This window comes from Actinospica durhamensis (assembly GCF_018139695.1).
Classification (GTDB): Bacteria; Actinomycetota; Actinomycetes; order Streptomycetales; family Catenulisporaceae; genus Actinospica; species Actinospica durhamensis.
The window spans coordinates 1-8,186 of record NZ_JAGSOG010000335.1 but is presented as its reverse complement, the minus strand read 5'-3'; the positions used below and the strand labels follow the sequence as shown (position 1 = coordinate 8,186).

Sequence of the window (8,186 nt, the reverse complement as noted above, 5' to 3'; positions counted from 1 at the left end):
AGCTCGAACCGGCCCCGGTGTCATACATCCACTGCGAGTCGATGCCGCTGCCGGACGCCCCGGAGAAGCCGTCGCTAAAGACCGTGGACCAGCCCGAGGGCGGCCCCGGCACGGTGGTGGCCGAGGCGGGGGAGGCCCCGACCGCGGCGCTCAAGGCGATCGCCATCGCAGGCGCCGCGACCCACGCCGCGACGCGGCGCACCCGGGAGGAGCCGACGCGTGGCGTGGTGGTCCGGACGTGGGCGGTCCGGTTCGTACATCGGGTTCGAAACACCGTCGTTCCGATCTACTCTGAGCAGGCATTCCGCGGCATGATCCGGAAACGTTTACGGTCCCGGGCCCGTTCGAGCGCCCGCTCGGTGGGAGAGCACTTTCCCGGGATTATGGGAACCGCGCGGAAGGACGTCAACACCCTGAACGGGTTCCGGAACCAGGGTTCTGGTTCCGCAACCCGCCGCGCCGGTTCTCGCCCGGTCTGCTCAGCTCCCGACGTGCGCGCAGGCCTGCGCGTTCGCCGTCTCGTCGCCGCTCGCGCATCCATTCGCGGCACTTCCTGACACGGCGTCAACCGTGGTGTCCGGCTTGGCGTCCGCGCCCGCGACGAACGCGACCACGGCTTCGATCACCGACGCGTCCCGCAGCAGCCGGTTGTGTCCGAGGCCCACGGTCTCCAGCATCCGGGAGTCGCGCCACGCCCCGGCCAGCGAGCGCCCGGCGGTCACCGGCACGGTCGGGTCGTCGCGGTCGTGCACGATCAGCGCGGGCGGCAGGTCGGTGCGCCGGGCCGCGAGCGGCGGCGCCACGAACTCGGCCGCGTCCAGGCCGGTGCGCACCCGGCCGTGCTCGACCATGCGGGTCCTGATGCGCTCGCCGAAGCCGAGCATCCGGGCCATCTGCCGGGTGAAGGCGATCGGGTCGGCGGCCGGGGAGACGAACACGGCCCGCTCGGCCTTGAGCCCCTCGAGCACCGCCAGCGCGGTGCAGCCGCCGCCGAGCGAGTGCCCGATCACGGCGCGGGCCGGGCCGAACCGCTCGGCCGCCGCGGCGAGCGCGAGCGAGAAGTCCGGCGGCACGGCCAGGCCGGGGCCGAGCGTGCCGGGGCCCGAGTCGCCGTGGTTGAACGCGTCGATCAGCACCGCGCGGTACCCGGCCGCGGCCAGCGCGTGGCCGATCGGCGCGAACTGGCCGCGCCAGCCGCTCCACCCGTGCAGCAGGTAGACGACCGGACCGTCGGCCGGACCGAGCAGCTCCACCGTGAACTCGGCCCGCAGCGGGGGCTTGGGCTTCCCGTCCGGGCCGGCCGGGCGCGGCCCGGTCCAGTCCGGCAGCAGCGCCGGCAGCCGCATCACCTCGCCCAGACCCGCCGCCCGCGACTTGGCCACCACCTCCGGGTTCGGCCGCGTCGGGGTGCACCACAGCCGCCAGGCCCAGCGGGCCCCGAACCCCGGCGCCACGCGTTCGAGCGCGCCGAACACCGGGCGGATCGTCATCCGGGCCTGCGCGGCGGACGCGGCGGCGGTGCCGGAGGCGGCGGAAGCGCCAGCCCGGGCCGGAGTCTCGGCCGGCGCGGCGGCACCTTCGGTAGAACGAACGATCGTGCTTTTTTCAGTCGACGCAGTCACGGTTTCTCTCCTTGCCGGGGGCTTAGCTGCGGGCTGCCGCTACGGCGGGGGCCGGGGACTCGGCGGAGTCGGGCTCGGCCGGCGGCGGGGCGATCCGGTAGTCGGCCAGTACCGTCTCGAAGGCGCGCCTGGTGCGCTCGCCGGCCCGCGGGTCCTGCAGGAGCCGGTGTGCGTGGAAGTAGCCGAGCATGATGCCGTGCAGCTCGAAGGCGAACTGCTCGGGGTCGGCGTCCGGCCGGAACTCGCCCTCGGCAATCCCGGTGCGGAACATCTGCGCGATCGAGTCGATGAAGTCGCGGTGGTCGCGTACGAGCTGGTCGCGCACCGGACCCGGCTGGTCGTCGAACTCCGCCGCGGCCGAGACGAACAGGCACTCGGCGTGGCCCTGCCGGCCGACCACGGCCCAGTGCTCGAACAGCGCGCGCACCCGGGCCTCGCCGCGCGGGGCGCGGGTGGCCGGGCGGATCACCTCGTCCACGAAGCGGTCCCTGGCGTACGCGAGCACGTCGAGCTGCAGCACTTCCTTGGACTGGAAGTGCGCGAACAGCCCGGACTTGGACAGGTGGGTGCGCGCGGCCAGATCGCCGATGGTGAGCGCGCCGAGGCCCTGGCGCGCGGCCACCTCGGCCGCCTGCGCCAGCACCGCCATCCGCGTCTGCTCGCCCTTGCCCACGGGTCCATTACAGCACGATCGTTCGTACCGGGCCACTCCGGCGGTGGCGGGTCGGGCGCCGTGCCTTGACGCCGATGCGCGGGGCTGGCGATACTAAGCGAGCGCTTAGCCAAGGGAGTCCGCAGTGCCGCACGCAGTGCCCGATGACGATTCGCCGCAGGCGGGCCCCGCGTACGCGGGCCTGCTCGTCGACTGGGGCGGGGTGATGACCACCGACGTCTTCGCCTCCTTCGCGACCTTCGCCGAGGCCCAGGGCCTCGCGCCGGACGCGGTGGCCGCCGTGTTCCGCCACGACCCGGCCGCCCGCGAGCTGCTCGGCGGCCTCGAGACCGGCGCCCTGGCGCCGGCCGAGTTCGAGCAGGGCCTCGCCGCCCTACTCGGTGCGAAGGTCGATCCGGAAGGCCTGATCACCCGGCTGATGGCCCAGGTCCGGGTGGAGCCGCTGATGGTCGAGGCCGTGCGCACGGCCAAGGCCGCGGGCGTGGCCACCGGGCTGGTGTCCAACTCCTGGGGCCCCGGCGGCTACCCGCGCGAGCTGATCGCGCAGCTGTTCGACGGCGTCGTGATCTCCGGGGAGGTCGGCGTGCGCAAGCCCCGGCCGGAGATCTACCGGCTGGGCGCCGACGCGATCGGCGTCCCGCCCGAGCGCTGCGTCTTCGTCGACGACCTGCGTGGGAACCTGCGCCCGGCCGAGGCGTTGGGTATGACGGTGATCCACCACACCTCGGCGCCGGCCACCGTCGACCGGCTGACCGCGCTGCTCGGTACGCGACCGGGCCAACACCAGGAAAGGGCGTCATGAGCCACTACCGCAGCAATCTGCGCGACCTGCGCTTCAACCTGTTCGAGGTCTTCGACACGGCCGAGGCCCTGGGCCGCGGCCCGTTCGCCGATCACGACCCGGCCGGCGCGCTCGACCTGCTGACCGAGGTGGAGCGGCTCGCCGTCGGCCCGATCGCCGAGTCCTACGCCGCGGCCGACCGCACCCCGCCGGTCTACGACCCGGCCGCCCGCGCGGTCGCGATGCCCGAGGCCTTCCGCCGCTCCTACCGCGCCTACATGGACGCCGAGTACTGGCGCCTGGACATCCCGGCCGAGCTCGGCGGCAGCCCGGCCCCGCGCGCGCTGTGGTGGTCCCTGGTCGAGCTCGTGCAGGGCGCGCAGGCTGCGGTGTTCATGTTCGGCGGCGGCCCCGCCTTCGCCGGGCTGCTGCACCAGATCGGCACGGCCGAGCAGCAGCGCACCGCGGAGCTCATGGTCGAGCGGGGCTGGGGCGCGAGCATGGTGCTGACCGAGCCGGACGCGGGCTCGGACGTCGGAGCGGGCGTCACCCGGGCGGTGCTGCAGCCGGACGGCACCTGGCACCTGACCGGAGTCAAGCGCTTCATCACCTCGGGCGAGCACGACCTCGAGGAGAACATCGTCCACTTCGTCCTCGCCCGGCCCGAAGGCGCGGGACCCGGCACCAAGGGCCTTTCGCTGTTCCTGGTGCCCAAGTACCACTTCGACGCGGCCACCGGCACGCTCGGCGAGCGCAACGGCGTCTACGCCACCAACGTCGAGAAGAAGATGGGCCTGAAGGTCTCCACCACCTGCGAGCTGACGTTCGGCCAGGACCGGCCCGCCGTCGGCGTACTGCTCGGCGAGGTGCACGACGGCATCGCGCAGATGTTCAAGGTGATCGAGTTCGCCCGGATGCAGGTCGGCGTCAAGGCGATCTCGGCCCTGTCCAGCGGCTATCTCAATGCCCTGGACTACGCCAGGACCCGGGTGCAGGGCGCCGACCTGACCCGCGCGGCCGACAAGGCCGCCCCGCGCGTGACCATCGACCGCCACCCCGACGTGCGCGCCATGCTGATGGGCCTCAAGGCGTACTCCGAGGGACTGCGCGCCCTGTACATCTACACCGCGGCCTGGCTCGACCGGGCCACGCTCGCCGAGCTCGACGGCCAGGACGAGCGGGCGGAACTGGCCCACAGTGTCAATGACCTGCTGCTCCCGGTGGTCAAGGGCTTCGGCTCGGAGCGCTCCTACGCGCAGCTGGCCACCGCGCTGCAGATCTTCGGCGGCTCCGGCTTCCTGCAGGACTACCCGATCGAGCAGTACATCCGCGACACCAAGATCGACACGCTGTACGAGGGCACCACCGGCATCCAGGGCCAGGACTTCTTCTTCCGCAAGATCGTCCGGGACCGGCACGTCGCCTGGACCACGCTGAGCGGCGAGATCGACGACTTCCTGGCCTCGATCGAGGGCGAGGACCGGCTCAAGACCGAGCGCGGACACCTCGCCGCGGCGCTCGCCGACGTGCGCGCCATGGTCGGTACGCTCACCACCTGGAGCCGCGAGGCCCGGGAGAACCCGGAGCAGGTCTACCTGGTCGGCCAGAACACCACCAGGCTGCTGATGAGCGTCGGCGACCTGCTGGTGGGCTGGCTGCTCACCCGTCAGGCCGCGGTCGCGCTCACGGCGCTGGACGCGGGTGCGGACCAGGGCGCGGACGCCGAGTTCTACCGCGGCAAGCCGGCCGTGGCCCGGTTCTTCACCACGACCGTGCTGCCCGAGCTCGCCACCCGCCGGGCGGTGCTCGAGCACACCGACAATGCCCTGATGGACGTGGCCGACGGCTCGTTCTGAGCCGCGCGCAGCCATCACTACCGAGAGGAGACCGGGCGCGATGAAGGCCTGGCAGGTGCTCGCCCACGGTGAGCCGGAGAAGGCGCTCAGCCTCAGTGAGATCCCCGCGCCCGAACCGGGGCCGGGACAGCTGCTCGTGCGGGTGCGCGCGGTGGCGCTGAACTTCCCGGACGTGATGCTGTGCCGCGGCGAGTACCAGATCCGCCCCGAGCTGCCGTTCACCCCCGGCGTCGAGCTGTGCGGCGAGGTCACGGCGGTGGGCGACGGCGTGGACCAGGCCCGCGTGGGCACCCGCGTCATCGGCAACCCCGCGCTGCCCGCCGGCGCGCTCGCCGAGTACGCGTTGATGAACGCGGCCGAGGCCTTCGGCGCGCCGGACTCGCTCGACGACGCGCAGGCCGCCGCGTTCCACATCGCGTATCAGACCGCGTGGTTCGCGCTGCACCGGCGGGCCGGGCTCAAGCCGGGCGAGACCGTGCTCGTGCACGCGGCGGCGGGCGGGGTCGGCAGCGCCGCCGTGCAGGTGGCGAAGGCGGCCGGGGCCACGGTGATCGGGGTCGTCGGCGGCGCGCAGAAGGCGCAGGCCGCCCGCGAACTCGGCGCCGACCTGGTGGTGGACCGCACGGCGGAGGACTTCATCGGCGTGGTCAAGCAGGCCACCGGCGGGCGGGGCGTGGACGTGGTCTTCGATCCGGTCGGCGGCGCGGCCTACGCGGGCTCGACCAAGTGCATCGCGTTCGAGGGCCGGATCGTCGTGGTCGGCTTCGCCGGCGGCACCATCCCCGCGCCGCCGCTCAACCACGCGCTGGTGAAGAACTACTCGATCCTCGGCCTGCACTGGGGCCTGTACAAGGTGCGCGACCCGGCCTCGGTCGCCGCGGCGCACGAGGAGTTGGTCCGGCTCGCCGACCAGGGCGTGATCAAGCCACTGATCAGCGACCGGATCGGCCTGGACGGGGTGGTCGAGGCGCTCACGACGCTCGGCGCGGGCGGCACCACCGGCCGCGTCGCGGTGCTGCTGCCCTGAGACGAAAGAGCGCTGTGGCCGGGGAGATCCCCGGCCACAGCGCTCTGGTGTGACGGGCGGATGGCCCGTGGTCGGCGCGTCTCAGGCGCGCCGACCGCCGAGCACGTAGAGGTTCACCGCGTAGCAGGACACGGCGACGAAGGTCAGCACCGCCATCGTCATCGAGGCCCCGTTCGCATTGCTGTTGTTGACGAACGACGCCCCCGACATCGCCGCCCCGGCGATGCACAGCCAGCCGAGCACCGACGCGGCGCGCACGAGCGTGTTCTGGACGGTCAGCGCGAAGACCACGATCACGCAGGCGTCCAGGAACACCAGCATGCCGAACCCGGCGTGCGTGGCCACCGAGACCGGGCCGTGGGCCAGCGCGTTGCGGAAGGACGCGAACAGGCCCTGGCCGGTGTCGGCGTCCGGGATGGTCGCGTAAAGGCCCGCCCACATGCCCAGAATGGCCTGCGCCATCAGCAGCACCAGCGCGCCGAGGCTGGAGCGGCGCATCCGGTCCACGGCGAGCGCGGCCTCGTCGGCGGGCGCGGCAGCGGGGGCGGCGGGAGCTGCTTCGGGTGCTGCTTCGGTGGTGGGGGACTCGCTCACGGACTCGACCTCTCAGCACGATGGGTACCTCGCGGCCGCACGGGCCGCGTGGTCTTCGACTATAGGCCGCCGCCCGCCCGAGCCCGGGAGGCGGGCCTGCCCTGCCGCGCGCAGCCCGGTGTGCGCCGCCGCTAGAGTCTCCGCATGACCACCGACGAGTCCGCCGCCGCGCCCGTCCCGGCGACCGCGCCCGCGCACGCCACGGTCTACGGCGACGGCGCCGGGCCGGTACTCGAGCTGTTCGAGGACATGCGCTGCTCCTACTGCGCCGACCTGGAGCACGAGCTCGGCCCCACCATGATGGCGCTGGCCGACCAGGGCGTGTACCGGCTGCGCTACCGGGTGGCGAACTTCCTCGACCGCGGCGACGCGCAGGGCCCGTCGACCAGCGCGCTCGCCGCCCTCGGCGCGGCCGCCCAGCAGGGCGTGGCGCAGTTCCTGGCGCTGCGCACGGCGATCCTCGCGTACCGGCGGGAGAACGGCAGCGCCGGCCTCGCACAGCAGGAGACGTTGATCGAGATCGCCGCCGAGACCCCCGGCCTCGACCTCGACGCCCTGCGCGCCGACCTGGCCGCGGACAGGTTCCGGCCGTGGGCGCTTGAGTCGGGCGCGGCCTCGCTCGGCGCGCTCAAGTCCACCTGGGCCGCCGCCGAGGCCGAGGGCAACGCGGGTACGCCCGCGGTGTTCCTGGACGGGAAGTTCGTCGAACTGTTCACCCCGGACGACAAGCCGGTCTCGCCGGCCGAGTTCACCGCTGGGATCGCGGCGGCCGCGGGCCTCGGTGCCTGACCCCGCCGAGCATCCCGCGCAGCAGTTCTTCGAGCCCTGACTGCAGCTGCGCCCGCGTCGGCACGGCCGTAGTGCCCGCCCCGGCCACCGCGTCGAACTGCACTCCCTCGCACCAGGCGATCAGGGTCCTGGCATGCCGGGCCGGGTCGGCCGAGCCGGCGGCCTCGAGCATCGCCTGGACCGGCTCGCGGAAGGGCCGCGCCGCCTCGTCGTAGAGCGCGCGCAGAGCGGGCCGACGCGTGGCCTCGAGGGCGAGTTCGTAGCGCGCGAGCAGGCGGGCGCGGGCGCTCGTCAGCCCGTGATGCAGCATCGCCGCGATCGGCGCCGCGAACGCGGCCGGGTCGAGGGCGAACTGCTCCAACGCCAGCGCCGCCCCCGCCGCCGAGCCGCCACCGCCCGTGGAGCCGCCTGCGCGGCCGCCCGCCAGCGCCGCCGCGTCCGCCGCCTCGAGCTCGGTGATCCGTGCCAAAGCGCAGGTCAGCAGCGCCTCGCGGGTACGCGCGTGGTTGGAGGTGGAACCGGGCGGCAGGTCGGCGGCCCGGTCCACCGCGCGGTGGGTCAGCCCCCGAGCGCCCTGCGCGGCCAGGACCGCGATCGCCGTGTCGCCGACGACCTCGGCCCGGGAACGCGGTGTCGCAGTCACAGGTCCATGGTAGCCACGCCACTACAGGTGTAGTGTGGTTCTACTACACCTGTAGTGGCGTGGCTGTACCCGTAAGGACGCGAGAGGACCTGGCCCATGGCGGACGGCGAGATCCACGGCACCCGCCCCCGGCACCTCTCGCCGGTCGCGCCGGTCGCCGGACGAGCCGGGACGGCGATCGTCGTCGGGGCGGGCGTGGGC

At 73.6% G+C, this 8,186-nt stretch carries 8 protein-coding genes; 4 read left to right on the top strand and 4 right to left on the bottom strand.

Annotated features, from left to right (window positions below; genetic code table 11):
• Positions 1–479: 479 nt before the first annotated feature.
• Both KDL01_RS36500 and KDL01_RS36495 read right to left on the bottom strand, forming a co-directional pair.
• A complete protein-coding gene (locus KDL01_RS36500; protein ID WP_212533279.1) occupies positions 480–1,622 on the bottom strand; it encodes an alpha/beta fold hydrolase in 1,143 nt (380 codons plus the stop codon).
• 22 nt (positions 1,623–1,644) lie between these two features.
• Positions 1,645–2,295, bottom strand: coding sequence for a TetR/AcrR family transcriptional regulator (locus tag KDL01_RS36495; RefSeq protein WP_307846761.1), 651 nt, complete (start codon positions 2,293–2,295; stop codon positions 1,645–1,647).
• 124 nt (positions 2,296–2,419) lie between these two features.
• Between KDL01_RS36495 and KDL01_RS45670 the strand changes: the two genes are divergently transcribed.
• From KDL01_RS45670 to KDL01_RS36480, 3 genes are read left to right on the top strand one after another with little or no spacing between them, the layout of a single operon-like run.
• The gene (locus tag KDL01_RS45670; RefSeq protein WP_212533278.1) at positions 2,420–3,097 is read left to right on the top strand and encodes an HAD family hydrolase; all 678 of its coding nucleotides are present in this window, start codon (positions 2,420–2,422) and stop codon (positions 3,095–3,097) included.
• Positions 3,094–4,932, top strand: a complete 1,839-nt coding sequence (locus tag KDL01_RS36485; RefSeq protein WP_212533277.1) for an acyl-CoA dehydrogenase — start codon at positions 3,094–3,096, stop codon at positions 4,930–4,932. The genes KDL01_RS45670 and KDL01_RS36485 overlap by 4 nt, the downstream gene beginning before the upstream one ends.
• A gap of 40 nt (positions 4,933–4,972) precedes the next feature.
• Positions 4,973–5,959 (top strand): NADPH:quinone oxidoreductase family protein, encoded by a 987-nt coding sequence (locus tag KDL01_RS36480; protein WP_212533276.1) that lies wholly within the window; start codon positions 4,973–4,975, stop codon positions 5,957–5,959.
• 81 nt (positions 5,960–6,040) lie between these two features.
• Here KDL01_RS36480 and KDL01_RS36475 read toward each other — a convergent pair whose 3' ends face one another.
• Entirely contained in the window at positions 6,041–6,553 is a 513-nt protein-coding gene (locus tag KDL01_RS36475; RefSeq protein ID WP_212533275.1) for a hypothetical protein, read from the bottom strand.
• A gap of 144 nt (positions 6,554–6,697) precedes the next feature.
• On the opposite strand from KDL01_RS36475, the gene KDL01_RS36470 reads away from it, so the two are divergent.
• Positions 6,698–7,342: a DsbA family protein gene (locus tag KDL01_RS36470; protein ID WP_212533274.1), complete on the top strand. Its 645-nt coding sequence runs from the start codon at positions 6,698–6,700 to the stop codon at positions 7,340–7,342.
• On the opposite strand, the gene KDL01_RS36465 is transcribed toward KDL01_RS36470, so the two are convergent.
• Positions 7,302–7,985: a TetR/AcrR family transcriptional regulator gene (locus tag KDL01_RS36465; RefSeq protein ID WP_212533273.1), complete on the bottom strand. Its 684-nt coding sequence runs from the start codon at positions 7,983–7,985 to the stop codon at positions 7,302–7,304. The genes KDL01_RS36470 and KDL01_RS36465 overlap by 41 nt on opposite strands.
• Between the last annotated feature and the right edge of the window lie 201 nt (positions 7,986–8,186).

Excerpts from the sequence above, each read along its gene's own strand:
- KDL01_RS36480 (WP_212533276.1), top strand. The coding sequence starts at position 4,973 with ATGAAGGCCTGGCAGGTGCTCGCCCACGGTGAGCCGGAGAAGGCGCTC.
- KDL01_RS36485 (WP_212533277.1), top strand. The coding sequence starts at position 3,094 with ATGAGCCACTACCGCAGCAATCTGCGCGACCTGCGCTTCAACCTGTTC.
- KDL01_RS36470 (WP_212533274.1), top strand. The coding sequence starts at position 6,698 with ATGACCACCGACGAGTCCGCCGCCGCGCCCGTCCCGGCGACCGCGCCC.